General features: G+C 65.9%; 26 protein-coding genes. 5 read left to right on the forward strand and 21 right to left on the reverse strand.

The features are described 5' to 3' along the window. Positions 1-20 precede the first annotated feature (20 nt). The 7 genes from HNP48_RS28200 to cyoA all read right to left on the reverse strand — a co-directional run bounded on the left by HNP48_RS28200 (position 21) and on the right by cyoA (position 7175). Positions 21-617: a response regulator transcription factor gene (locus tag HNP48_RS28200; protein WP_260420409.1), complete on the reverse strand. Its 597-nt coding sequence runs from the start codon at positions 615-617 to the stop codon at positions 21-23. Positions 618-668: 51 nt separating this feature from the next. Continuing rightward, positions 669-2024: an ATP-binding protein gene (locus HNP48_RS28205; RefSeq protein ID WP_184863489.1), complete on the reverse strand. Its 1356-nt coding sequence runs from the start codon at positions 2022-2024 to the stop codon at positions 669-671. 9 nt (positions 2025-2033) lie between these two features. Next, positions 2034-2849, reverse strand: coding sequence for an SURF1 family protein (locus HNP48_RS28210; RefSeq protein ID WP_184863491.1), 816 nt, complete (start codon positions 2847-2849; stop codon positions 2034-2036). A 116-nt stretch (positions 2850-2965) separates the two neighbouring features. Beyond that, on the reverse strand, positions 2966-3406 hold the full coding sequence (gene cyoD / locus HNP48_RS28215; RefSeq protein WP_184863493.1) for a cytochrome o ubiquinol oxidase subunit IV: 441 nt from the start codon (positions 3404-3406) through the stop codon (positions 2966-2968). Next, positions 3406-4065, reverse strand: a complete 660-nt coding sequence (gene cyoC, locus HNP48_RS28220; protein WP_184863495.1) for a cytochrome o ubiquinol oxidase subunit III — start codon at positions 4063-4065, stop codon at positions 3406-3408. Before cyoC ends, cyoD begins: the two co-directional genes overlap by 1 nt. Continuing rightward, positions 4058-6064 (reverse strand): cytochrome o ubiquinol oxidase subunit I, encoded by a 2007-nt coding sequence (gene cyoB / locus HNP48_RS28225; RefSeq protein WP_184863497.1) that lies wholly within the window; start codon positions 6062-6064, stop codon positions 4058-4060. The genes cyoC and cyoB overlap by 8 nt, the downstream gene beginning before the upstream one ends. Before the next feature lie 34 nt (positions 6065-6098). Beyond that, the gene (cyoA, locus tag HNP48_RS28230) at positions 6099-7175 is read right to left on the reverse strand and encodes a ubiquinol oxidase subunit II (RefSeq protein WP_184863499.1); all 1077 of its coding nucleotides are present in this window, start codon (positions 7173-7175) and stop codon (positions 6099-6101) included. A 312-nt stretch (positions 7176-7487) separates the two neighbouring features. Here cyoA and HNP48_RS28235 point away from each other — a divergent pair, with 312 nt between their 5' ends. Further along, positions 7488-8828, forward strand: a complete 1341-nt coding sequence (locus tag HNP48_RS28235) for an MFS transporter (protein WP_184863501.1) — start codon at positions 7488-7490, stop codon at positions 8826-8828. Positions 8829-8935: 107 nt separating this feature from the next. Here HNP48_RS28235 and HNP48_RS28240 read toward each other — a convergent pair whose 3' ends face one another. Together HNP48_RS28240 and HNP48_RS28245 are read right to left on the reverse strand one after the other, a co-directional pair. Next, positions 8936-9313 (reverse strand): type II toxin-antitoxin system VapC family toxin, encoded by a 378-nt coding sequence (locus HNP48_RS28240; protein WP_184863560.1) that lies wholly within the window; start codon positions 9311-9313, stop codon positions 8936-8938. Beyond that, a complete protein-coding gene (locus HNP48_RS28245) occupies positions 9313-9516 on the reverse strand; it encodes a type II toxin-antitoxin system VapB family antitoxin (RefSeq protein WP_184863503.1) in 204 nt (67 codons plus the stop codon). Before HNP48_RS28245 ends, HNP48_RS28240 begins: the two co-directional genes overlap by 1 nt. Before the next feature lie 152 nt (positions 9517-9668). Between HNP48_RS28245 and HNP48_RS28250 the strand changes: the two genes are divergently transcribed. After that, on the forward strand, positions 9669-10280 hold the full coding sequence (locus HNP48_RS28250; protein WP_184863505.1) for a TetR/AcrR family transcriptional regulator: 612 nt from the start codon (positions 9669-9671) through the stop codon (positions 10278-10280). A 55-nt stretch (positions 10281-10335) separates the two neighbouring features. Further along, the gene (locus tag HNP48_RS28255) at positions 10336-10623 is read left to right on the forward strand and encodes a YciI family protein (protein WP_184863507.1); all 288 of its coding nucleotides are present in this window, start codon (positions 10336-10338) and stop codon (positions 10621-10623) included. A 51-nt stretch (positions 10624-10674) separates the two neighbouring features. Here HNP48_RS28255 and tolA read toward each other — a convergent pair whose 3' ends face one another. The 12 genes from tolA to HNP48_RS28315 all read right to left on the reverse strand — a co-directional run bounded on the left by tolA (position 10675) and on the right by HNP48_RS28315 (position 19877). Beyond that, a complete protein-coding gene (gene tolA / locus HNP48_RS28260) occupies positions 10675-11649 on the reverse strand; it encodes a cell envelope integrity protein TolA (protein ID WP_184863509.1) in 975 nt (324 codons plus the stop codon). A gap of 125 nt (positions 11650-11774) precedes the next feature. Beyond that, positions 11775-12200: an ExbD/TolR family protein gene (locus HNP48_RS28265; protein ID WP_184863511.1), complete on the reverse strand. Its 426-nt coding sequence runs from the start codon at positions 12198-12200 to the stop codon at positions 11775-11777. 35 nt (positions 12201-12235) lie between these two features. Continuing rightward, the gene (gene tolQ / locus HNP48_RS28270) at positions 12236-12946 is read right to left on the reverse strand and encodes a protein TolQ (protein WP_184863513.1); all 711 of its coding nucleotides are present in this window, start codon (positions 12944-12946) and stop codon (positions 12236-12238) included. Next, complete coding sequence (locus HNP48_RS28275) at positions 12943-13395, reverse strand: tol-pal system-associated acyl-CoA thioesterase (protein WP_184863515.1); 453 nt, start codon at positions 13393-13395, stop codon at positions 12943-12945. Before HNP48_RS28275 ends, tolQ begins: the two co-directional genes overlap by 4 nt. An 819-nt stretch (positions 13396-14214) precedes the next feature. Then, positions 14215-15399, reverse strand: a complete 1185-nt coding sequence (locus HNP48_RS28280) for a pyridoxal phosphate-dependent aminotransferase (RefSeq protein WP_184863517.1) — start codon at positions 15397-15399, stop codon at positions 14215-14217. 88 nt (positions 15400-15487) lie between these two features. Beyond that, a complete protein-coding gene (nusB, locus tag HNP48_RS28285; RefSeq protein ID WP_184863519.1) occupies positions 15488-16090 on the reverse strand; it encodes a transcription antitermination factor NusB in 603 nt (200 codons plus the stop codon). Next, positions 16087-16551 (reverse strand): 6,7-dimethyl-8-ribityllumazine synthase, encoded by a 465-nt coding sequence (gene ribH, locus HNP48_RS28290; RefSeq protein ID WP_184863521.1) that lies wholly within the window; start codon positions 16549-16551, stop codon positions 16087-16089. The genes nusB and ribH overlap by 4 nt, the downstream gene beginning before the upstream one ends. Before the next feature lie 22 nt (positions 16552-16573). After that, positions 16574-17695: a bifunctional 3,4-dihydroxy-2-butanone-4-phosphate synthase/GTP cyclohydrolase II gene (gene ribBA / locus HNP48_RS28295; RefSeq protein ID WP_184863523.1), complete on the reverse strand. Its 1122-nt coding sequence runs from the start codon at positions 17693-17695 to the stop codon at positions 16574-16576. 356 nt (positions 17696-18051) lie between these two features. Then, positions 18052-18345, reverse strand: coding sequence for a 2Fe-2S iron-sulfur cluster-binding protein (locus HNP48_RS28300; protein WP_184863525.1), 294 nt, complete (start codon positions 18343-18345; stop codon positions 18052-18054). Next, positions 18342-18989, reverse strand: coding sequence for a DUF938 domain-containing protein (locus HNP48_RS28305; protein ID WP_184863527.1), 648 nt, complete (start codon positions 18987-18989; stop codon positions 18342-18344). Before HNP48_RS28305 ends, HNP48_RS28300 begins: the two co-directional genes overlap by 4 nt. A gap of 30 nt (positions 18990-19019) precedes the next feature. Continuing rightward, positions 19020-19346, reverse strand: coding sequence for a hypothetical protein (locus HNP48_RS28310; protein WP_184863529.1), 327 nt, complete (start codon positions 19344-19346; stop codon positions 19020-19022). A 249-nt stretch (positions 19347-19595) separates the two neighbouring features. Next, entirely contained in the window at positions 19596-19877 is a 282-nt protein-coding gene (locus HNP48_RS28315) for a DUF427 domain-containing protein (RefSeq protein ID WP_184863531.1), read from the reverse strand. Positions 19878-20031: 154 nt separating this feature from the next. Between HNP48_RS28315 and HNP48_RS28320 the strand changes: the two genes are divergently transcribed. Together HNP48_RS28320 and gshA are read left to right on the forward strand one after the other, a co-directional pair. Continuing rightward, positions 20032-20940, forward strand: coding sequence for an SDR family NAD(P)-dependent oxidoreductase (locus tag HNP48_RS28320; RefSeq protein ID WP_184863533.1), 909 nt, complete (start codon positions 20032-20034; stop codon positions 20938-20940). 68 nt (positions 20941-21008) lie between these two features. Continuing rightward, positions 21009-22538, forward strand: a complete 1530-nt coding sequence (gene gshA, locus HNP48_RS28325) for a glutamate--cysteine ligase (protein ID WP_184863535.1) — start codon at positions 21009-21011, stop codon at positions 22536-22538. The last annotated feature ends 177 nt before the right edge of the window (positions 22539-22715 follow it).

The following is a 22715-nucleotide window of genomic DNA, read 5'->3' on the forward strand; positions in this document are numbered from 1 at the left end:
CACCAAACTAGGTGCTGTGCTCAACTCACCTGCTGCTTTTCCAGCTTCCGCGCCAACGTCCTCCGGTGCATCCCCAGCCTCCGCGCCGTCTCCGAGATATTGAACCCCGTTTCCGCCAGCACTTCGTGGATCCGCTCCCACTCCAGCGTCTTGAGCGAGCTGGAGCGGTTGGTCACATCCACCTCGGTATCGCCCTCGCGCAGGCCGAAGGCGGCCTCGATGTCGTCGGTGTTGGACGGCTTGGCCAGGTAGTGGCAGGCGCCCAGCTTCACGGCCTCCACGGCGGTGGCGATGCTGGCAAAACCGGTGAGCACGACGATGAGCATGGCTTCGCTGGCGGCGTGCAGCTTTTGCACGCAGGCCAGGCCCGATGCGTCGCCCTTGAGTTTGAGGTCCACCACGGCGTAGCCGGGGGTGTGCTGGGTGAGCAGGGCTTCCACCTCGGGCAGGCTGGCGGCCTGGAGCACGCGGTAGCCGCGGCGTTCGAACGAGCGGGCCAGGGTGCGGGCAAAGGCCTCGTCATCTTCCACGATGAGCAGCTGGCGCTTGGTTTCCTTGGCGTCCTTGGGCGCGTCTGCGGTTGCTGCTGCGGGGCTGCTGGTGGTGGTGTCGTCCATGGCGGTCTGGTCCGAGGTTTGTTCTAGTACAAAGTCAACTTTGACTGGGCATCACGCCGGCCGGTGACCGCGGGGCAGGGCGATGGCGGCCAGGGGCAGGCGAATGCTCACCTGGGCGCCGCTGCCTTCGCCGTTGCCGGCCCGGTTGCGCGCGGTGACGCTGCCGCCCAGGGTGCGGGCCACGTTCATCACCAGGTACAGGCCCAGGCCGCTGCCGGGGCGCTGCTTGGTGGACTGGTAGGGCTCGCCCAGGTGCTCCAGCATCTGCGGCGCAAAGCCGGGGCCTGCGTCGTTGACGGTGATGCACAGCGCAGGCGCCTCGGCCGTGTCGTCGCGGGTGATCACCAGCTCCACCCACTGGGGCGATGCGTCGCGTGCATTGTCCAGCACATTGAAAGCCATCTGCTTCAACGTGGTGTCCGACACCATGGGCGTGTCTTCGCCAAAATCATTGCGGTACGAAAACGCGGGCATGGTGCGCGTGGTGCGCCATTCTTCGGCCAGGGCGTCGACAAACTTGCACACGGTGGTCTGTTCGGACTCCTCGCCGCGCGCCTCGCCGGCCGATAGCAGGATGCCGCTCACGATGCTCTTGCAGCGCTGCACCTGGGTGCGCATTTCGGTGATGTCTTCGCCCAGCACCTCGTCGCCCATCAGCTCTTCGTCGTGCGCCCAGTCGCCCAGGATCACGGCCAGGGTCGATAGCGGTGTGCCCAGCTCGTGCGCCGCGCCCGATGCCAAGAGGCCCATGCGCACGATGTGCTCTTCTTCCACCCGGCGGCGACGTGCGGCGGCCAGGCGGGCGTCGCGCTCGCGCAGGTTCAGGCTGATGCGGGTGATGAATATGACCACCAGAATGGCGTTGAGCACAAAGCACACCAGCAGGCCCAGCACATACAGGCTCGACAGGCCCTGGTGCAGGTCGTGCGGCAGCTCCAGCGGCAGGTGGTAGTTGGCCAGCAGGGCAAAGCATGCGGTGGTGATGCCCACCATGCTCCAGATGTAGGCGCCGCGCAGCAAGATGGCGCCCAGCGCAATCTGCAGCAGGTACAAAAAGACAAACGGGTTGCTGGTGCCGCCGCTCAGGTACAGCTGGGTGGTGAGCACGGCCACGTCCACCAGCAGGGCCAGAAACAGCTCCACATTGCGCACCTGCACCCCCGTGCGCAGGCGCAGCAGGCTGACCACGTTGAACACGGCCAGGCAACCCACCACGAGCAGCATGGGCTGCAGCGGGATGGCCAGGCGCAGGCTGTGGCTGGCCACCTCGATGGTGAAAATCTGGCCGATGACGGCCATCCAGCGCAGTTGGATCAGCTGCTGCAGGTTCTTGATGCCGGCAGCGGCATCGGCGGCGCGCGGGTTGCGCAGGAACTCGGCGCTCTTGGCGAGGCGTTGCAGAGGCATGGGGTGAGTCTAATGGCCCGCGCCTTGGCTGTCCTGGCGCCGCTCGTAGCGCGCCACGAACCAGCCCGCGCCCAGCACCATCAGCGCCAGCCCATACCAGGTGAGCGCATACACCGCATGGCTGTTGGGAAAGCGGATGGTGGTGAGCCCTGCGCGCGGCCAGGTGGTGCCGGCAGTGGCGGCTGCCGCGCCGTGCACTTCCACGGCCTCGGCCGTCGGGTTGGCCACGCCGCGCTGGGGCAGGCCGGCGTCGATGAAAAACGGCGCTGCCTGCGGCAACTGCAGCGCCTGGGCCATGGCCGCCACGTCGCGCGAGAACCAGCGCTGCGCCGCAGGTTCGTTGCTGCGCAGGAAGCCGCCCTTGGGCTCGCTCATGCGCACCAGGCCCTGCACGGTGACGGGGGCGGTGCCGCTGTCGGCCTTGTTGCCGGTCCATTCCGCGCGCTGGTCCTGCGGGATGAAGCCGCGGTTCACCAGCACCTGGGTGCCGTCGGCCTGCTGCAGGGCGCCCATCACCCAGAAGCCCGAGCCCAGGGCCGTGACGGCCTGGGTGAGCACGGTCTTGCCGGGCAGCCAGCGGCCGGTGACGGCCACGGGCAGGTATTCATGCGTGTCGGCCGTGATGCCGGGCCAGGCGCTGGCCGGGGGCAGGGCCACGGGGGTGGCGTGCACGCGCTGGTCCACGCGCTCGATGAGGTCGAGCTTCCACACCCGGCGCTGCACCTGCCAGGTGCCCAGGGCGATGAAGCCCAGGAACAGGGCCGCGCCCAGCACCAGCAGCACGGCCCGGCGCAGGCGGCGGGAGGTGGCCTTGGTTGCAGACATCGAAAACTCCTTGTCGGGACCCCTGGCGCACAGGCCAGAAACAGATACGGCCGCTGGAGGCGGCCGCTGTGCAATCAAAAGCAGGCCCACCGCTGCCGGCGGGGCTGCCGTCACCCTCAAGGGGTGTGGTGGCCTGCGGCGCCGCCTTCGGTCTGCGTGGCCGGCGTGCTGGTGGCCGAGTTGTGGCCGGGCATCATGTTGGCGTTCATGTGGAACATGACCCAGAGCGTGCCGCTGATGGCAATGGCCACGAACACCACGGTGAAGATGGTGGACAGCAGGGTCCAGCCGCCTTCGATCTTGCCGTTCATGTGCAGGAAGCAGACCATGTGCACGAGGATCTGCACGATGGCGAAGGCGCCCAGCACCAGGATGGCGGTGTTGCGGTCCGAGATCACCTTGGCCATGACCAGCCAGAAGGGGATGGCGGTGAGGATGATGGACAGCACGAAGCCGACCATGTAGCCCGAGAACGAGCTGTGCGGGCCCACGTCGCCGTGGTGGTCGTCGTGGCCGTGGCTGTCATGGCCGTGTGCAGTGTGTTGTGCGGCGCCCATTACAGAACTCCCATCAGGTACACGAAGGTGAAGACGCCGATCCAGACGACGTCCAGGAAGTGCCAGAACATCGACAGGCACATCAGGCGGCGCTTGTTCTCATGGATCAGGCCGTGCTTCTTGATCTGGATCATCAGCACCACCAGCCAGATCAGGCCGAAGGTGACGTGCAGGCCGTGGGTGCCGACCAGCGTGAAGAAGGCCGACAGGAAGGCGCTGCGCTGCGGGCCCGCGCCCTGGTGGATGAGGTGGTGGAACTCATACAGCTCCAGCCCCAGGAAGCACAGGCCGAACACGCCGGTGATGGCCAGCCACAGCAGCGTGCCGTTCACGTTGTTCTGCTGCTTCTTGATCATGGCGAAGCCGAAGGTGATCGACGACAGCAGCAGGAAGGCCGTGTTGATGGCCACCAGCGTCAGGTCGAACAGCTGCGCGCCGGTGGGGCCGGCGGCGTAGCTGCGGCCCAGCACGCCATAGGTGGCGAACAGCGCGGCGAAGATGAGGCAGTCGCTCATCAGGTAGAGCCAGAACCCGAGGGCGGTGCCGTTCTCGGGGTGGGGCTCGTGCGCCAGGTGGTACTCGCGGCGCGGCAGTGTGGCGGCCGTGGGGCCGCCCGCCGTGGTAGCGGCAGCGGCAAGGTTGTAGGTGATATCAGACATGGGCGGCGCGCAGTTGTTGGGTACGCAGGTTCTCGGTCTCCGTCACCTGGGCGGCGGGGATGTAGAAGTCACGCTTGTAGTTGAACGTGTGGACGATGGATACCAGCACCACGCCCGCGAAGGACAGGATGGCCAGCGGCCACATGTGCCAGATGAGGGCAAAGCCCAGCACCAGCGACAGCGCCGAGATGACCACGCCCGAGCCGGTGTTGGCCGGCATGTGGATGGGCTCGAAGCCGGTGAGCGGGCGCGCGTAGGCGTGCTTCTTCATGTCCCACCAGGCGTCGATCTCATACACCTTGGGGGTGAAGGCGAAGTTGTAGTCCGGCGGGGGCGAGGAGGTGGCCCACTCCAGCGTGCGGGCGTCCCATGGGTCGCCGGTGTGGTCGCGCAGTTGCTCGCGCTTCAAGTAGCTCACCACGATCTGGATCAGCAGGCAGCCGATGCCCAGGGCGATCAGGCCGGCGCCGATGGCGGCGATGACGAACCAGATCTGCAGCGAGGGGTCTTCGAAGTGGTTGGCACGGCGCGTGACGCCCATCAGGCCCAGCACGTACAGCGGCATGAAGGCGACATAGAAGCCCACCACCCACAGCCAGAAGGAGCACAGGCCCCAGAAACGGTCGAGCTTGTAGCCGAAGGCCTTGGGGTACCAGTAGTTGATGCCGGCGAACAGGCCGAACAGCACGCCGCCGATGATCACGTTGTGGAAGTGGGCGATCAGGAACAGGCTGTTGTGCAGCACGAAGTCGGCCGGGGGCACGGCCAGCAGCACGCCGGTCATGCCGCCGATGGCGAAGGTGACCATGAAGGCCACGGTCCACATCATGGGCAGCTCGAAGCGGATGCGGCCCTTGTACATGGTGAACAGCCAGTTGAAGATCTTCGCGCCCGTGGGGATCGAGATGATCATCGTGGTGATGCCGAAGAAGGTGTTCACGCTGGCGCCGGAGCCCATGGTGAAGAAGTGGTGCAGCCACACCAGGTACGACAGGATGGTGATAACGACCGTGGCGTACACCATGGAGGTGTAGCCGAACAGGCGCTTCTTGCAGAACGTGGCCACCACTTCGGAGAAGATGCCGAAGCAGGGCAGGATCAGGATGTAGACCTCAGGGTGGCCCCAGATCCAGATCAGGTTCACGTACAGCATGGCGTTGCCGCCCAGGTCGTTCGTGAAGAAGTTGGTGCCGGCATAGCGGTCCAGCGACATCAGCACCAGGGCTGCGGTCAGCACGGGGAACGAGGCGACGATCAGCGCGTTGGTGCACAGGGCCGTCCAGGTGAAGATGGGCATCTTCATCAGGTTCATGCCGGGGGCGCGCATCTTGATGATGGTGACGATCAGGTTGATGCCCGAGAGGGTGGTGCCCACCCCCGCGATCTGCAGCGCCCAGATGTAGTAATCGAGCCCCACGCCCGGGTTCTGCGCCCCCAGGTTCGAGAGCGCCAGCCAGCCGGCGGTGGAGAACTCGCCCAGGAACAGCGACACCATCACCAGCACGGCGCCGGCGGTGGTCATCCAGAAGCTGAAGTTGTTCAGGAACGGGAAGGACACGTCGCGCGCGCCGATCTGCAGCGGCACCAGGTAGTTCATGAGGCCCGTGACCAGCGGCATGGCCACGAAGAAGATCATGATCACGCCGTGGGCGGTGAAGATCTGGTCGTAGTGGTGCGGTGGCAGGTAGCCCATGTTGTCGCCAAAGGCCATGGCCTGCTGCAGGCGCATCATGAGCGCGTCGGCAAAGCCGCGCAGCAGCATGACCACGCCCAGGATCATGTACATGATGCCGATCTTCTTGTGGTCGATGCTGCAGAACCAGTCGCGCCACAGGGTGCCCCACAGGCGGAACTTGGTGATGGCGGCCAGCACGGCCAGGCCGCCCAGCACGACACCGATGAAGGTGATGAGCACGATGGGCTCGTGCGCCATGGGTATGGAGTCCCAGGTGATTCGGCCCAGGGCCCAATGCGTTTCGGTTGCGGGTGATGTAGACATGTCAGTCAGTCAATCAATCTGTCTTGGGCGCGGGTCATTGGCGCGAGAGGGTGCGGTCGTAGACCGTGGCGTGGCGCGCTTCGAGGGCGGCGACGATCTGGCCGGCGTTGTCCACGGTGCACACGTCCTGGGGCAGGTTCAGGCCCTGGGCCTTCATGAAGGCTTCGCCACCGCGCTCGTCGATGGACATCATGTGGTGCATGCACATCTTGCCCTCTTCGACGCAGCGGTTGAGCACCTTGTCGTACAGGCCTTCTTCCACGCTGGCAAAGCGCTGCACGGGGTCGCGCTCGCTGGGCTTGACCAGGTTCAGGTAGGTGGCCTTGTCCAGGGGCTTGCCCTCGGCTTTGTTCTTGGCAACCCACTGCTCGAAGTCGCCCTGGCTCAGGCCATGGAACTTGAAGGTCATGCCCGAGAAGCCCGAGCCGCTGTAGTGCGAGGCGATGCCGGGGTACACGCCCGGCTTGTTGATCACGGCGTTCAGCTCGGTCTGCATGCCGGGCATGGCGTAGATCATGCCGGCCAGGTCGGCCACGTAGAAGGCGTTCATCGTGGACGTGGCGGTCAGCTTGAACAGGATGGGGCGGTCCACCGGGGCGGCCAGCTCATTGACGGTGGCAATGCCTTGCTCGGGGTAGAAGAACAGCCACTTCCAGTCCATGGCCACGACCTGCACCACCATGGGGGTGGACTGGGGTTCGAGCGGCTTGGTGGCCGAGACGCGGTCCAGCGGGCGGTAGGGGTCGAGCTTGTGGGTGCCGATCCAGGTGAGGGCCCCGAGCGCGATGATGATGAGCAGCGGCACCGTCCAGATCACCAGCTCCAGCGTGGTGGAGTGGTGCCAGTCGGGGTCGTAGTCCTCTTCGGTGTTGTTCTGGTTGTTCTGGCGGTACTTCCAGGCGAACCACAGCGTGAGGGCGATCACCGGCACGATGATGATCAGCATCAGCAAGGTGGCCTGCACGACCATGTGGCCCTGCTGGGAGGCGATGTCGCCTGCGGGGTTGAGGACGACAGCCTTGCTGCAGCCGGTGAGGCTGGCGGCCAGTGCGGTGAGTGCTGCCGTTGGCAGCCACGCAACAGACCCGCGAAGTCGGGGAGGATTTGGCATATGAAGGACCCAAAGTTGCGTTCGGTGCCTGCTCGGCGTCTCTTTGTTGTTACAAAGGATGCCCTGCAGGTTCTTAGGGGTAAACGCGAATGACAATTTGGCGCTCAATGTAATAGAGCGGGTAAATTTGTCCATTGGACATTTTGTCCAAGGTCAACTTTTTGCTCCTTTGGAGGCGTCCCGGTCAAGACCGTTGATGCAGGTAGAGGGTTTGTCCTGCAGTGATCTGGGTGAAACCGCACTTGTCGGGGGCGCAGGCTGGGTGTAAAACGTGGGTGTATCAGTTACACAACACAAAAGGAGCCCCTGTTCATGAGCAGTACCGCATCTGCCACCCTCCCCTCGATGGGATATGAAGAGAACTCCGCCTCCCTGTCGCATGCAGACACGCATGAAGACGTCACCCCCAGTGAAATCGCCGTCGGCGTGATCATTGGCCGTTCTTCCGAGTATTTCGACTTCTTCGTTTTCGGGATCGCCTGCGTGCTGGTCTTCCCGTCGTTCCTGTTTCCCTTCATGTCGCGCCTGGACGGCACGCTGGCGGCCTTCGCGCTGCTGGCCGTGGCCTTCGTGGTGCGGCCCATCGGCACCGCCATCTCCATGGCCATCCAGCGGCGCTGGGGGCGGGGTACCAAGCTGACCATCGCGCTGTTCCTGCTGGGCGTGTGCACGGTGGGCATGGCGTTCCTGCCTGGCTACAAGGACCTGGGCACCACCGCCATCGTGGCGCTCCTGATCCTGCGCATCGGCCAGGGCCTGGCGCTGGGCGGCTCGTGGGACGGCCTGCCGTCGCTGCTGGCCATGTCGGTGCCCAAGCACCGCCGTGGCTGGTACGCCATGATCGGCCAGCTGGGCGCGCCCGTGGGCTTTGTGCTGGCGGCCGGGCTGTTCGCCTACCTGTACAGCAACCTCACGGTGCAGGAGTTCCTGGCCTGGGGCTGGCGTTACCCCTTCTTCGTGGCCTTTGCCGTGAACGTGGTGGCCCTGTTCGCCCGCCTGCGCCTGGTGGTGGGCCAGTCCTACACCGAGTTGCTGCAGGAGCGTGAGCTGCAGCCCGTGCCCGTGAGCGACGTGATGCGTGACGAAGGCAGCAATGTGCTGCTGGGCGCGTTCGCGGCGCTGGCCAGCTTTGCGCTGTTCCACCTGGTCACGGTGTTCCCGCTGTCGTGGATCACCCTGTATTCGGACCAGCCCGTGACCCAGATCCTGGGCGTGCAGATCGTGGGCGCCTTCCTGGCGGCCGGGGCCATCATGATTTCGGGCTGGCTGTCGGACCACCTGGGCCGGCGCAAGCTCCTGGGCGGCATGGCGGTGATGATCGGCGTGTTCAGCTTCATGGCGCCGGTGCTGCTGAACACCGGCGAGGTGGGCAGCACCATGTTCCTGCTGCTGGGCTTTGTGCTGCTGGGCCTGTCGTACGGCCAGGCCTCGGGCACGGTGACGGCCAATTTCTCGCCCAAGTACCGCTACACGGGCGCCGCCCTGTCGGCCGACCTGGCCTGGATCATCGGCGCCGCCTTCGCCCCCCTGGTGGCGCTGGGCCTGTCGGCCCAGTTCGGCCTGCTGGCCGTGACGGTGTACCTGCTGTCGGGCGTGGCCTGCACGCTGGGCGCGCTGAACCTGAACCGCCGCATGGAGCGGCGCGACCGATAACGGAGAGCGGGTGAGCGGGCCACGCCTCGAAGGCGTGGTCCTCTAGAGAAGCGATGCAAGAACCCGGTGGCTGCCTTGGCGGCCACCGGGTTTTTTGTTGTCTGCTCTCAGTGCACCGCAGGGCGGTGCGCGGCTCCAAAGCGCTCGGCCAAGGCGGCCAGCCGCTTGTCCAGGGTCCAGAGCCTGGCGCCCGGCGTCAGCAAGGTGGAGGCCAAAAGGGTCAGGTCGACCAGACCACAACCCAGGCCGAACAGCTGTTCTCTTTCCACAAAAGCCAGCACCTCCGCCAAACTGGCTTCGGATGCAGGCTGCAGGCGCTGCAGGTCGGCGATGGTGGTGGCCCGGGATGGCGGGGTGCCGCAGGCGATCTCGCCCAGCACCATCGGATGCATCAAGGCCGAATCCAATAACAACAATTCCACCAGGGAGGTGTTGCGCTGGCGGAAGTGAGCGACCCAGACAGAGGTGTCGACCAGCACGCGTATCACTGCGCAGGGCCTTCGCTGCGCCGGGGAATGTCTGCCATGTCGGGCGCCGCGCCGCCCAGGGATGCAAGCCGTTTCGCGGCCTGCACCCGCACAAAAGTCTTCATGGCCTCGCGGATCAGCTCTGCTTTGTCCATCCCGGGCTCTGCAACTTCCAATGCCTCTTCATAAAGGGCATCGTCAATGGTGATGGTGGTGCGCATGGTCAATGCCTTCATCAAGGTTGATGCAATTTTTCATCGATTCATGCATCTGCGCAAGTGAGTCATCTTGCGTGCAAAGGAGGCATTGATTGTTTGGGTCAATTGTCCTAATAATTAGGATGTATGACCTAATCGAGGTGGAAGACCGCAACATGACAAGCCGTGCGCCCGCCGCGCCCAGCACCCGCCAACGCATCGTGGAGCAGGCCGACCGCCTGTTCTACGAGCGTGGCTTCGAGAACACCGCGTTTGCCGACATTGCAGGGGCGCTGGGCATCTCGCGCGGCAATTTTTACTACCACTTCAAGACCAAGGACGAGATCCTTGCTGCCGTGATTGCGCACCGCCGGGTGCAGACGCAGGCCATGCTCGATGCCTGGGCGCAGGCGGCACACACGCCGGCCGACCGCCTGCAGTGCTTTGCGCAGATGATGGTGGACAACCGCGAAGCCATCCAGCGCTTTGGCTGCCCCGTGGGCACGCTGTGCGCCGAACTGGCCAAGCTGGACCACCCGGCCCAGGCCGATGCGGGCATGGTCTTCGGCCAGTTCCGCCAGTGGCTGCGGGTGCAGTTCGTCGCGCTGGGGCGCTCCCACGATGCCGACACGCTGGCCATGCACCTGTTGGCACGCAGCCAGGGCATCGCCTCGCTGGCGAATGCCTTCCGCGATGAAACCTTCATCCACCGCGAGGTGGCGCAGCTGACAGCGTGGATCCTTGCCATTGCCGATGGTGGACCGGGGCTGGGCGCGGCAGCCCGTTGAGGGCCTTTCCTTCTCTTTTTGTCGTCAACAACCCATCACCATGAAGGGGCCAGCCATGCACGTCGTATTCCTGAAGTTCGGGCCGAACAAGGCCCAGGCCAGCCAGTGGATGGCTGGGCACAAGCAGTGGATCCAGGACGGCATCCGCGACGGCGTGTTTCTGCTGGCCGGCTCGCTGGACAGCGCCCAGGGCGGCGCCATTCTGGCGGTGAAGCTCACCACGGAGGAGGTCGTTGCACGCGTGCAGGCTGACCCGTTCGTCGCGCATGGCGTGGTGGTGCCGGAGATCCATGGCATTGCCCCCTCCAGCATGGCCGAGGGCTTTGCGGCGCTGGCGGCTTAGGGTGCGAGGCCTGGCGCCGGCCTGCGGCCTCTGAAGGGCCCGAAGCGGTGCTCAGTCCTGCGGCCTGAACCCGATGGTCAGCGAGGGCGGCACGCGTCCGTCCACATCGCGCGGCAAGGTCTCGGTCTTCTCCAGGGCGCGCAGCACGGCTTCGTCCCAGGCCTTGTTGCCGCTCGATTGCACCAGGCGCTTGCCGACAATGGTGCCGTCGGGCGCCAGGCGCACCTCGACCTCGGCGCGCGGGTTGCCCGAGATGGCGTCGGGGTAGACGATGTTGGGCTTGACCTTGGCGGCCACGCGGCCGCCGTAGCTGCCTGAAGGGCCGGAGTCGCGCTGCGCTGTGCCGGTGGAGCGCTCATTGCCCTCGGAGCCCGCCAGCCCCTGCATGCGGCGCAGGTTGGCCTCGCGCTGGGCGGCGAGCTGCTTGGCCTCGGCCTCGGCGCGCTGCTGCTTCTTCGCAGCGGCTTCTTTCGCCTCCTTGGCTTCCTCGGCCTTGCGCTTTTCCTCGGCCAGTTTCTTTTGCCGTTCCTTTTCCTGCTCGGCCTTCTTCTGCTCGGCGAGTTTTTCTTTCTTTTCGCGCTCCAGGCGTTCCTCGCGCTCTTCTTCCTTGCGCTCACGCTCGCGCTTTTCGCGTTCGAGCTTCTCGGCGCGGGCCTTTTTCTCCTGCTCCAGGCGCTTTTTCTCGCGTTCGATGGCGATGTCGGCCTCGCGTGTGTCGGGCTCCACGGCGCGCGGCGGTGGGGGAGGCGGCGGCGGCGGTGCTGGCGTGGGGGCGGGCCGGGGCTCGGGCGGCTGCGGCGGGGTGGGGGGCGTGGGCGGCGTCACCTCGGGCGGCGCGGCCTGCTGGGGCACGGCGGACCACAGCTCGGCCTGCACGGCAGGCTGGTCGGAGCTGGCCTTCCAGTTCACGCCCCAGGTCAGTGCGCCGATCAGCGCCAGGTGCACCAGCACCGCGAGCGAAATGGCGCGCAGGCGTGCGGGTGGGGCGGGGGGCGCAAACTGGTCGCGGTCGTCGTGGGCGTGCATGGAAGGGGTGGAGCGCTTTCTCGGTCGTCGGTTCCGTGGATGGGTGAAAGGAGCGTCGGTGGTTTACCGCTTGCGGTGCATACACATACACACAACGTGCCAGGCACCCAAAGCGTTGTCGTCGTCTAGCCGCCCTGCTTGACCGAGAGGCCCACGCGCTGCACGCCGGCGCGCTGCAGCGCGTCCATGGCCTTGACCACGCTTTCGTACTGCACGCCCTTGTCGGCGCTGATGACCACGGCGGTTTCCTTGTTGGTCTGGTCCTTCTGCCAGCGCGCTGCGGCGTCGCCGATCTCGCGCTGGGACATGCTGCGCGTGGCCTCGGGGGTCTTGAGCTGCAGCGAACCGTCCTTGTTCACGATGACCTGGGCGAAAACCTTGGGTGGCTTGGTGCCCTTGCCGACCTTGGGCACGTCGATCAAGCCGGGGGTGAGCATGGGCGCTGTCACCATGAAGATGATGAGCAGCACCAGCATCACGTCGATGAACGGGACCATGTTGATCTCGTTGATGGTGCGGCGGCCTCGGCCGCGGGATGCCATGGCGGGCATGGTGCTGTTTCCCTTTCTTCCTTGCCTGCTTGCGGTCAGTGGCCGGACGCCGACGACGCGGCGTGCTGCTGCACACCCAGGTTGCGTTGCAGGATGTTGGAGAACTCTTCGATGAAGGTCTCCTGGTGCGTGGCCACGCGGTCGATGTCGCGGGCAAAGCGGTTGTAGGCGATCACGGCCGGGATGGCGGCGAACAGGCCGATGGCGGTGGCCACCAGGGCCTCGGCGATGCCCGGGGCCACGGTGGCCAGGGTCACCTGCTCCATGCCGGCAAAGCCTGTGAAGGCGTGCATGATGCCCCACACCGTGCCGAACAGGCCCACGTAGGGCGAGACGGAACCGACGGTGGCCAGGAAGGACAGGCTGGATTCGACCACGTCCATCTCGCGCTGGAAGCTGGCGCGCATGGCGCGGCGGGCGCCATCGAGCAGGGTGCCGGGGTCGGCGATGCGGCGCTCGCGCAGTTTCTGGTACTCGCGCATGCCGCTGGCGAAGATGCGTTCCATGGGGCCGGCGTTCTTGGCGTTCTGCGCGGCGCTGGCGAACAGGTCGTTCAGGCTGGTGCCGGACCAGAAGTCGCGCTCGAAGTCTTCATTGAGCGCCTTGATGCGCTTGAGTGCAAAGACCTTGCGGAAGATGGCCGCCCAGCTGGCAACGGACACCGCCAGCAGCAGTGCCATGACGAGTTGCACCACCCAGCTGGCCTGCAGCACCAGGCTGATGATGGACATGTTTTGCGAATTCATGTTGCGGTGTTTGAAGTCGATGAGAGTTGGTCCAGAAGGGGGCTCGGTATCCGCGCGGGCTTGAGGGTGGCGGCATCCACCCAGCCGATGCGGATGGTGCCTTCGCTGAGCAGCACGGGAGCATTCTCGGTCATTCCGCTTCCATCATGCTGCTCTGGTTTCAGGAGCGCACGCTGCAGTATTGTCAACGATGCGCGGCCTGCCTCTTGCAGCTGGGCGGTAACAATGAGTTCGTCGTCGAGCCTGGCTGGCCGCAGGTAGCGGACCTGGCTGTGGGTTACGACAAACATCCCGCCGGTTTGTTCCCGGAGTGTTTGTTGGCCTATGCCGAGGGAGCGGAGCCATTCGGTGCGGGCGCGTTCGAAGAATTTGAGGTAGTTGGCGTAGAAGACTATTCCGCCCGCGTCGGTGTCTTCCCAGTAGATGCGGATGGGGAATTCAAAGGGCATTTTTGTGCCTCTTGGTTGGTGTTCTTGGGCTGGCTTCCATGGCTGCCGTTTGCTTTTGCAAAGGGCGGGAGCCGGGATGTGCGCCCGGCGGCGCACCTACTTTCTTTTGCGTCGCCAAAAGAAAGTAGGCAAAGAAAAGGCGACCCCCAGTCTGCGTCCCCCGTTCGCCCTGTCGGGCGAACGGGGGCAGCCTGCGATGCTCGGTCCTGGGGTGGCGTCGCGGAACTCGCTGCGTTCTTCGAACTTCGCTCAAACATCCGCGACGAGTCAGATCACGAAGTGCGTGTGTCCTGCGGCACACGCACCCACCCCAGGCCCTGCGCTTCTCGGCGCAGCCAGCAGGGGTGGGGAGCGGGGTCAGGGACGGCTGCTGCTTCGCAGCTGCGCCGGGTGTTGGTTCGCGCTGCGCGCTGCCGACGAGCGGCGCAGCCGCCCTGCCCAGGCCGAGCGCAGCGATGGCGCACCGGGCCGAGCGAAGCAATGGCCCGTGTGGAGTCCGTTCCCACCCCCTTCTGACCGTGCCGAGAAGCGCAGGGCCTGGGGTGAGCGCGTGCCGAAGGACACGCGCATCGTTGTCTGACTCACCGTGGATGTTTGAGCGAAGTTCACCCGCAGGGGGAACGCAGCGAGTTCCACGGTGCACCCCAGGACCGAGCATCGCAGGCTGCCCCCTCGCCCCAGGCGAGGGGGACACGGGCAGCGGGGTCGCCTTTCTTTTGGGTACTTTTCTTTGGCGAAGCAAAGAACAAGTACCTCGGCCGCCGGGCCGAGACCCGGCCTCCGCCGTCAACAAAAGAACAGAAGCAACCACCAACCAGATCACCCCAACAAACGACGCAACCGAGAAACCGACTCCTCCAACTGCGCCATCGAATTCGCAGTAGAGAACCGCACAAATCGTTCCGTCTCCGCAGTCCCAAAATCCCGCCCAGGCGTCACCGCCACATGCGCCCGCTTCATCACCTCAAACGCAAAATCCCAGCTGCCATTCACACCCAGTCGCGATGCAGCCTCGGTGCAATCCGCCCAGGCATAAAAAGCACCATCCGGCATTACAGGCACCGACAGCCCCATCGACTGCAAGGCCGGGATAAAGAAGTCACGCCGTGCCTTGAACTCCGCCCGCCGCCGCTCATACTCGGCAATGCTCTCGGCCTCGAAACAGGCCAGCGCCGCATGCTGCGACACGGTGCTGGCGCAGATGAACAGATTCTGCGCCAGGCGCTCGACCACCGGCACCATGGCCTCGGGCACCACCATCCACCCCAGGCGCCAGCCGGTCATGTTGAAGTACTTGCTGAAGCTGTTGATGCTGACGATGTTCTCGTCGATGGCCAGCGCCGTGTGGCCAAACTCTTCTTCGTACGACAGGCCCAGGTAGATCTCGTCGATCAAGGTGATGCCGCCGTGCGCGCGCACCACCTCGTGGATGCGGCGCAGCTCATCGGGCGCGATGGATGTGCCCGTGGGGTTGGACGGCGAGGCCAGCAGCACGCCGCGGGTCTTCTCGGTCCAGGCGGCGCGCACCTTCTCGGCGCTGAGCTGGTAGCGCTCGGCCGCGGTGGTGGGCAGCAGCACGGCCTTGCCTTCTGCAGCGCTCACGAAGTGGCGGTTGCAGGGGTAGCTCGGGTCGGGCATCAGAATCTCGTCGCCCTGCTCGATGAGCGCCAGGCAGGCCAGCTGCAGCGCGGCCGATGCGCCGGCCGTGACCACGATGCGCCGGGCCGGCACGTTGACACCGAAGCGCTGTGCATACCAGGCGCTGATGCGCTCGCGCAGGGGCTCCAGGCCCAGGGCGTTGGTGTACTGGGTGGCGCCGTCGCGCACGGCGCGGGCCGCGGCTTCCTGCACCAGGGGCGGGGCGGTGAAGTCGGGCTCGCCGATGTTCAGAAAGATCATCGGCTCGCGCGTGCCGGCCACCTCGCGCGCCAGGGCCTGGGCGGCCTTGGCCACCTCCATCACGTAAAACGGTTCGATGCGCTCGGCGCGCGTGGAGAACTTCATGGGAGAGTGTCCTGCCCGCACGGGGCATTCAGTCATTCATTTGCGAGGGAGGGGCGGGGGCTGCGTGCAGGCCCCCAGGGAGCGGCGCTCAGGCCTCGGCGTCGTCGCCCGCTGGCGTTGCCGCTGCCGCGTTGGCTGCACCCTTGTCGGCCGCGACTTCGGCGGCGCGCAGGCGCGGGGCCAGGCCGTTGAGCACGGCGTTCACGTACTTGTGGCCGTCGGTGCCGCCGAACTCCTTGGCCAGCTCGATGCACTCGTTGAGCACCACGCGCCAGGGCACATCCAGGCAGTGCTGGAACTCGTACACGCCGATCCACATCACCGCATGCTCGATGGGCGAGATCTCGGCCATCTTGCGGTCCAGCAGCGGGGTGATCAGCGCGTCCATGTCGGCGGCCATGGTGATGCTGCCGTGCAGCAGCGCGTCGTAGTGCACCGAGTCGGCCTTGTGGAAGCCTGCCAGGTCGCGCGTGAACGCATCGATGGCCTCGGGCGCATTGCCGCCCACCAGGTGCTGGTACAGCGCCTGCAGCGCGAATTCGCGCGCGCGGCTGCGCGCCGATTTGGAGGCCGCCTTGCGCGCGCCGGTGCTCTTGAGGCCGGTGCGCGACTGCTTGGGCGGGCGCTTGGTAGGGTGGCTGCTGCTGGCGGCGGCGCCGCTGTCGTCGTTGCCGTAGTCGTTTTCGCTCATGACAGGTCTTCCAGCAGGTTGGCCATCTCGACCGCCACGCGGGCCGCGTCCGTGCCCTTGTCGGTCTGGCGGGCAATGGCCTGTTCCATGTTCTCGGTGGTAATGATGGCGTTGGCAATCGGGATCTGGTAGTCCAGCGACAGGCGCGTGACGCCCGCGCCCGATTCATTGGCCACGAGTTCGAAGTGGTAGGTCTCGCCGCGGATGATGCAGCCCAGGGCGATCAGTGCGTCGTATTCGTCGGCCTCGCACATCGCCTGCAGGGCCACGGGCACTTCGAGCGCGCCGGGCACCAGCACGTGCTTGATGTGCTTTTCCTGCACGCCCAGGGCCAGCAGCTCGGCGCGGCAGGCCGCCGCCAGGCTGTTGGTGATGCTTTCGTTGAAGCGGGCCTGCACGATGCCGATGTGCAGCTTCTTGCCGTCCAGCTTGTCCGCTGTTCCTTTTTCTGCGCCAAACATGATAGGTGTCCTGTTCTCGTATTTATTCTTTGGGGATGAAGCCAGTGATTTCGAGGCCGTAGCCGGCCATGCTGGGCATGCGGCGCGGCTGGCCCATCAGGGCCATCTTGTGCACGCCGCACTCGCGCAGGATCTGCGCGCCCACGCCGTAGGTGCGCAGGTCCATGCGGCCGCGCTCGGGCGCCTGGGCGGCGCGCGCCGTGCCTTCGAACTGTTCGAGCAGTTGCTCGGCCGTTTCGCCGCAGTTGAGCAGCACGGCCACGCCCTTGCCCTGGGCCGCCAGGTACTGCAGGCTCGAATCGAGGCCCCAGGAGTGCATGGAGCGGTTGACTTCGAGCGCGTCGAACACCGACAGCGGCTCGTGCACGCGCACGGGCACCACGTCGTCGGTGCTCCACTGGCCCTTGACCAGGGCCAGGTGCACGGCCTGGCTGGGCTTGTCGCGGAAGGCGTGCACGGTGAACTCGCCGGCCGCGGTCTGCAGCGTGCGCGTGCCGACCTTCTCGACCAGCGATTCATTGCGGCTGCGGTACTCGATCAGGTCGGCGATGGTGCCGATCTTCAGGCCGTGCTCGGCCGCGAAGAGCTGCAGGTCGGGCAGGCGGGCCATGGTGCCGTCGTCCTTCATGATCTCGCAGATCACGGAGGCGGGGCTGCAGCCGGCCATCACGGCCAGGTCGCAGCCGGCTTCGGTGTGGCCGGCGCGCATGAGCACGCCGCCGTCCACCGCCTGCAGCGGGAAGATGTGGCCGGGTTGCACCAGGTCTTCGGCACGGGCACCGGGGGCCACGGCGGCCTGCACGGTGCGCGCGCGGTCAGCGGCGGAGATGCCGGTGGTCACGCCCTCGGCCGCCTCAATGGAGACGGTGAACGCCGTGGCGTGCTTGGTGCCGTTGCGCGTGACCATGGGCGGCAGGCGCAGGCGCTCGCAGCGCTCGCGGCTGAGCGTCAGGCAGATCAGGCCGCGGCCGAAGCGCGCCATGAAGTTGATGGCCTCGGGTGTGACATGGTCGGCCGCGAGCACCAGGTCGCCTTCGTTCTCGCGGTCTTCTTCATCAACCAGGATGACGATGCGGCCGGCGCGCATTTCGGCCACGATGTCCTCGACGGGCGAGATCGGCACGGGGGTGAGGGGGGTGTTCATGGAAGGCTGGGGCTTTCTGTGGGGACGGCTGGCAGGCGGGTGCAGCGCAGGTTCCTGTGGCTGGAGGCTGCACCGCAGTGTTGTGCACCCCCAAGAAACCGCCCAAAGAACATGCGATGCGGCGCTGCCGCACGTCGACGGGGCTTATTGCCCCACAAGGCTCCGATTTTAATGCACTCGGCGCGCAGATGGCTTTGTCGAATCTCAGTTATCCCACATCGCACGAAACTGGCGCGGCCTAGGCCAGTGCCCCCGCGCAAGGGCCGCCCCGCCGCGCTGGGGGCGTCCCCCTCCCGACTCGCGCAGCGAGTCGAGAGAGGGGTGAAGGCGCGAAGCGACTCAGGGGGTGTTTCATTTCAGATCATGCTGCCCTGGATGACCACGTCGGATTCGGGATAAGCCACGCAGGGCAGCACGCAGCCCTCGGCCTTCTCTTCGGCCGACAGGCCCGGCCATTCGATCTCATAGCGCACGCGGCCTTCCACCAACTGGCCGATGCAGGTGCGGCAGGTGCCGTTGCGGCAGGAGCTGGGCCAGTCGATGCCGCCCTGCTCGATGGAGACGAGCAGCGGCTGCTCGGGCCAGGCGTCGCACTGGGCACCATCGGGTTCGATGCGGGCGGTGAAGAAGGGGATGGCAGGCTGGTTCATGCGTTCTCGTGCGATTCAGGGGTGCGTTGCCACACCAGGAGCAGGTTGTTGGCGGGCATGGCGTGGCGCGCGGCCAGGTGCAGGCCGGCGGCGGCTGCCTCGCGCTCGACATCGGCACGGTGGCGGATGCCCCAGGCCGGGTCCTGCGCGCGCAGGGTGGCGTCAAAGCCCAGGTTGCCCGGCGAGGTGGGCACGCCGTCTTCGAGGTAGGGCCCATAGGTGACCAGCCGGCCACCGGGCGCCAGGTGGCGCGCCGCCCCCTGCATCAGCCCCGCGCAGCAGGCCCAGGGGGCGATGTGCAGCATGTTGGCGCAGTAGATGAGGTCGAAGGGCTGGGCAAAGGGGGCCTGGCCATCGCCGGGCCAGGTGCCGTGCCGCACATCCAGGCACACGGCGGGCCGCACGTGGGCAGCACCGGCCTGCAGCGCCCAGCCGGCAATGGCGAAGAACAGCTCGTCCTTCAGGTCGGTGGGCTGCCAGGTCCAGCCGGGCAGGGCGGCGCTGAAAAAGGCCGCATGCTGCCCCGTGCCGCTGGCAATCTCCAGTGCGGCCCCGGTATCGGGCAGCAGGCCGCGCAGCACGGCCAGGATGGGCGCCTGGTTGCGTTCGGAGGCGGGGCTGCAGGGGAGGGCGGGTGCGGTCATGGGTGTGGACAAAGGGGATGGCGGATGCTATCAAATTGAAAGCAAATCCATGCGCGCAGGGGCTTTGCCGAAACTGCCTTGTTTTTTGGCAATGCAGGGATAGTCCTTGCAAATCAAGCACTTGGCGTGCCTGTACAGCACTTGTCCCGACTTATCCCCACGATTGTCCAGTGCTGGCTGGGATAACCCCTGCCATTTGCACAAAAAACAGGCGTTGTGGGGCTTGTCCTTGTGAATCAAGCACTTGGCGCCGCCATACAGAAGTTGCCAAAACTTATCCACATGATTGTCCAGTGCGGGCAGGGATAACCGGGTTTTGCACTCCGCGCCCGTCTGCACAAAAAACGGGCGGTGCAAGGATTTTCTTTGCAAATCAACAGCTTGCGTAGGCCATACAGCGGTTGTCCCGACTTATCCCCACAGTTGTCCAGTGTGCCTAGGGATAACCCGTAGATCGGCGCTGCCTGTGGTTGCCCAAAAATCGGGCGATGCAGGGATATGCCTTGTGAATCAAGCACTTGGCGTAGCCATACAGAAGTTGCCAAAACTTGTCCACATGCTTGTCCAGTACGGGCAGGGATAACTCCGGCCCGGATGCAGGCAGGGTCAGGCCTCGACCTTGACGCCCTTCCAGAACGCGACCCGGCCACGGATTTCTTCGGCCTCGGGCTTGGGGTCGGCGTAGAACCATGCGGCATCGGTGTTCATTTCGCCGTTGACCAAGAGCGAAAGGTAGCTGGCCTGGCCCTTCCAGGCGCACATGGTCTTGTGGTTGCTGAAGGTGATGTACTCGCGCTTGAGCGCGGCTTCGGGGAAATAGTGGTTGCCTTCGACCACCACGGTGTCGTCGCTTTCGGCGATGGTCACGCCGTTCCAGGTTGCTTTCATGGGAAATCCTTTGGAGGGAAACAGGGGCACATGCATGCCCGCAGGGGGCGATTGTGCTCCCATGGCCTGACAGTCACGCACGGTACCAGGCCCATGGGCGATGTCGCGTACAGTCGCTGCGCTGTACACACACAACCACAGGAGAACATGCACCATGGGTATCGATTTCAAGGGCCGCGTGGCCATCGTGACGGGCGCCGGTGGCGGCCTGGGCCGCCAGCATGCGCTGGCACTGGCGGCGCGTGGCGCCAAGGTGCTGGTCAATGACCTGGGCGGCGCGGTGGACGGCAAGGGCGGCTCGGTCGGCGCGGCGCAGGCCGTGGTGGACGAGATCGTCGCGGCCGGCGGCGAGGCCATTGCCAACGGCGCTTCGGTCACCGACTATGCGGCCGTGCAGGCCATGGTGCAGCAGGCCATCGAGACCTGGGGCCGGGTCGACATCCTGGTGAACAACGCCGGCATCCTGCGCGACAAGTCGTTTTCCAAGATGGAGATGGACGATTTCCGCCTGGTGGTGGACGTGCACCTCATGGGCGCCGCCCACTGCTGCAAGGCCGTGTGGCCGCACATGGTGGCCCAGCAGTACGGGCGCATCGTGATGACGACCTCGTCCACGGGCCTGTACGGCAACTTCGGCCAGTCCAACTACGGCGCGGCCAAGCTGGCCCAGGTGGGGCTGATGCAGACCCTGTCCATCGAAGGCGCCAAGTACAACATCCACGTCAACGCCCTGGCGCCCACCGCGGCCACGCGCATGACCGAAGGCCTGATGCCCCAGGAGGTGCTCGATGCCCTGAAGCCCGAGGCCGTGGTGCCCGCCATGCTGGTGCTGGCCCATGAGAGCGCACCCTCGCGCACCATCCTGTGCGCGGGTGCGGGCACTTTCGAGGCGGCCCACATCACGCTGACCCAGGGTATTCACCTAGGCATGGGGGCCGACACCCCCGAGCAATTGGCCGCACGCCTCTCGGAAGTGACCGAGCGCGCAGGCGAGCAAGTACCACAAAGCGGCGCAGCCCAGGGGACCAACGAGGTGAGCAAGGCCATGGCGGCCAGGGTTTAAGCCAGATCCACACGCGCAATCCCGCGGCGTGCTAAGTTCCGCCCCGACACGAGATCGGTAATAAAGATATGAGAACTTTGCAGGAACGACTGGCCGCCTACCCCGCCGATGCCTTGGCAGGGATACGCCGCGGCATCGAGAAAGAGGGATTGCGCGTGCTGCCCAGCGGGGGGCTGGCGCTCACGCCGCACCCGGCGGCGCTGGGCTCGGCCTTGACACACCCGCTGATCACCACCGACTACAGCGAATCGCAGCTGGAGCTGATCACCGGCGCCCACAAGGGCGTGGACGACTGCCTGCATGAGCTGGCCGAGGTGCACCAGTTCGTGCACCGCGCGCTGCAGAACCAGGGCGGCGAGCTGATGTGGGCGTCGAGCATGCCCTGCGGCCTGCCCACGGACGAGACCATTCCCATCGGCCGCTATGGCAGCTCCAACATCGGCCGCGCCAAGAGTGTCTACCGCATGGGCCTGGGCCACCGCTATGGCCGGCGCATGCAGACCATCTCGGGCATCCACTACAACTGGTCGCTGCCGGGTGTGGGCAGCGACGAGTACTTCGCGCTGATCCGCAACTTCCGCCGGCATGCCTTCGTGCTGCTGTACCTGTTCGGCGCTTCGCCCGCGCTGTGCCCGTGTTTCGTGCAGGGGCGTGAGCACCGCTTGCAGGCCCTGGGCGACAAGGGCCATGCCATGTACCTGCCGCATGCGACCTCGCTGCGCATGGGCCGCCTGGGCTACCAGAGCGATGCCCAGGCCACTCTGGCCGTGAGCTACAACGGCCTTACGGGCTATGCCAACTCGCTGCACGAGGCCTTGACCAAGCCCTACCCGGCCTACGAGACCGTGGGCGTGCGCAACCCGGGCGGCGACTACAACCAGCTGGGCACCAGCCTGCTGCAGATCGAGAACGAGTTCTACGGCACCATCCGCCCCAAGCGCACCGTGCGCTCGGGCGAGCGCCCGCTGCACGCGCTGCGCGAGCGCGGGGTGGAGTATGTCGAGGTGCGGCTCATGGACCTCGATCCTTTTGTCACCGTAGGCATCACGGCGCAGACCATGCGCCTGTTGGACGTGTTTTTGCTGCACTGCCTGCTGTCCGACAGCCCGCCCGACACCCCCGAGGAGATTGCCGAGCTCAAGCAGAACCAGCACCTCACGGCCGAGCGCGGCCGCGAGCCCGGCCTGCAGCTGCAGCGCGGTGGCCAGGCCGTGGCGCTCACCACCTGGGGCGCCGAGGTGCTGGCCCAGTGCGAACCCCTGGCCGCGGCGCTCGACGCCACGCATGGCACGCACGACTACAGCGAGGCCCTGCGCGAGGCCCGGGCCCTCATGGACGCGCCGGAGCGCACGCCCTCGGCGCGCGTGCTGGCCAGCATGGTGCAGGACCATGGAAGCAGCTTCGAGGCCTTTGCCTTCCAGCAATCGGCCAAGGCCCAGGCCACCTTGCTGGCCTTGCCCTGGAGCGATGCGCAGCAGGCGCGGTTCGAGCAGATGGCGCATGACTCTGTGGCTGCGCAGAAGGCTATTGAGGCGGCGGATACCTTGCCGTTTGAGCCTTGGCGGGAGCAGTACATGGCTGTTGGGGGCCTTGGCTGATCCTCTAGGGTTCGTTGCTGGCGTTGTGCCTCTGCTGAGGACGGAGGCCGGGATGTGCGCCCGGCGGCGCACCTTCTTTCTTTTGCGTCGCCAAGAGGGTGTAGAAAAAACAAAATACAATCCTGCAGCCTTGATTGAACAGGAACAATGTGATGGCAAGGACAGGCCGACCACCCG

It is taken from the genome of Acidovorax soli (genome assembly GCF_014207955.1).
Lineage (GTDB): Bacteria > Pseudomonadota > Gammaproteobacteria > Burkholderiales > Burkholderiaceae_C > Acidovorax > Acidovorax soli_A.

Excerpts from the sequence above, each read along its gene's own strand:
- HNP48_RS28200 (WP_260420409.1), bottom strand. The coding sequence starts at position 617 with ATGGACGACACCACCACCAGCAGCCCCGCAGCAGCAACCGCAGACGCG.
- HNP48_RS28205 (WP_184863489.1), bottom strand. The coding sequence starts at position 2,024 with ATGCCTCTGCAACGCCTCGCCAAGAGCGCCGAGTTCCTGCGCAACCCG.
- HNP48_RS28210 (WP_184863491.1), bottom strand. The coding sequence starts at position 2,849 with ATGTCTGCAACCAAGGCCACCTCCCGCCGCCTGCGCCGGGCCGTGCTG.
- cyoD (WP_184863493.1), bottom strand. The coding sequence starts at position 3,406 with ATGGGCGCCGCACAACACACTGCACACGGCCATGACAGCCACGGCCAC.
- cyoC (WP_184863495.1), bottom strand. The coding sequence starts at position 4,065 with ATGTCTGATATCACCTACAACCTTGCCGCTGCCGCTACCACGGCGGGC.
- cyoB (WP_184863497.1), bottom strand. The coding sequence starts at position 6,064 with ATGTCTACATCACCCGCAACCGAAACGCATTGGGCCCTGGGCCGAATC.
- cyoA (WP_184863499.1), bottom strand. The coding sequence starts at position 7,175 with ATGCCAAATCCTCCCCGACTTCGCGGGTCTGTTGCGTGGCTGCCAACG.
- HNP48_RS28235 (WP_184863501.1), top strand. The coding sequence starts at position 7,488 with ATGAGCAGTACCGCATCTGCCACCCTCCCCTCGATGGGATATGAAGAG.
- HNP48_RS28245 (WP_184863503.1), bottom strand. The coding sequence starts at position 9,516 with ATGCGCACCACCATCACCATTGACGATGCCCTTTATGAAGAGGCATTG.
- HNP48_RS28250 (WP_184863505.1), top strand. The coding sequence starts at position 9,669 with ATGACAAGCCGTGCGCCCGCCGCGCCCAGCACCCGCCAACGCATCGTG.
- HNP48_RS28255 (WP_184863507.1), top strand. The coding sequence starts at position 10,336 with ATGCACGTCGTATTCCTGAAGTTCGGGCCGAACAAGGCCCAGGCCAGC.
- tolA (WP_184863509.1), bottom strand. The coding sequence starts at position 11,649 with ATGCACGCCCACGACGACCGCGACCAGTTTGCGCCCCCCGCCCCACCC.
- HNP48_RS28265 (WP_184863511.1), bottom strand. The coding sequence starts at position 12,200 with ATGCCCGCCATGGCATCCCGCGGCCGAGGCCGCCGCACCATCAACGAG.
- tolQ (WP_184863513.1), bottom strand. The coding sequence starts at position 12,946 with ATGAATTCGCAAAACATGTCCATCATCAGCCTGGTGCTGCAGGCCAGC.
- HNP48_RS28275 (WP_184863515.1), bottom strand. The coding sequence starts at position 13,395 with ATGCCCTTTGAATTCCCCATCCGCATCTACTGGGAAGACACCGACGCG.
- HNP48_RS28280 (WP_184863517.1), bottom strand. The coding sequence starts at position 15,399 with ATGAAGTTCTCCACGCGCGCCGAGCGCATCGAACCGTTTTACGTGATG.
- nusB (WP_184863519.1), bottom strand. The coding sequence starts at position 16,090 with ATGAGCGAAAACGACTACGGCAACGACGACAGCGGCGCCGCCGCCAGC.
- ribH (WP_184863521.1), bottom strand. The coding sequence starts at position 16,551 with ATGTTTGGCGCAGAAAAAGGAACAGCGGACAAGCTGGACGGCAAGAAG.
- ribBA (WP_184863523.1), bottom strand. The coding sequence starts at position 17,695 with ATGAACACCCCCCTCACCCCCGTGCCGATCTCGCCCGTCGAGGACATC.
- HNP48_RS28300 (WP_184863525.1), bottom strand. The coding sequence starts at position 18,345 with ATGAACCAGCCTGCCATCCCCTTCTTCACCGCCCGCATCGAACCCGAT.
- HNP48_RS28305 (WP_184863527.1), bottom strand. The coding sequence starts at position 18,989 with ATGACCGCACCCGCCCTCCCCTGCAGCCCCGCCTCCGAACGCAACCAG.
- HNP48_RS28315 (WP_184863531.1), bottom strand. The coding sequence starts at position 19,877 with ATGAAAGCAACCTGGAACGGCGTGACCATCGCCGAAAGCGACGACACC.
- HNP48_RS28320 (WP_184863533.1), top strand. The coding sequence starts at position 20,032 with ATGGGTATCGATTTCAAGGGCCGCGTGGCCATCGTGACGGGCGCCGGT.
- gshA (WP_184863535.1), top strand. The coding sequence starts at position 21,009 with ATGAGAACTTTGCAGGAACGACTGGCCGCCTACCCCGCCGATGCCTTG.